We start from the raw sequence: 224 nt of genomic DNA, 5'->3' as shown, positions 1-224 counted from the left end.
CTTTTCTTCTGGGGGGCGGGGAGATGTTTAAAAGAGACGGCTGCSCCGGKGGGCACAAAGGNCAMCCGRATCATCCTCGACAGCGAACAGACCGCCAATATCGACGCTCTCACCGGCGCCTATAACCGCCGTTGGCTGGAACATATATTCGAGCGCGAAAGCACCCGCAGTGCCTTCAATGGCAAGCCACTGTGCATGCTNNCTGTCTCTTATACACATCTCCG

Annotated in this window: 1 pseudogene; it reads left to right on the top strand. The window is 56.7% G+C overall.

What is annotated here, in order from left to right:
• Positions 1 to 69: 69 nt before the first annotated feature.
• Positions 70 to 224, top strand: a pseudogene (locus tag ACQ4LH_RS21305) (GGDEF domain-containing protein); the annotation flags it as partial.

This window comes from Pseudomonas peli (assembly GCF_050563605.1).
GTDB classification, from domain to species: domain Bacteria; phylum Pseudomonadota; class Gammaproteobacteria; order Pseudomonadales; family Pseudomonadaceae; genus Aquipseudomonas; species Aquipseudomonas peli_A.
Note: the sequence above shows the minus strand (reverse complement) of the source record. Positions and strands in the feature narration are given on the sequence as shown.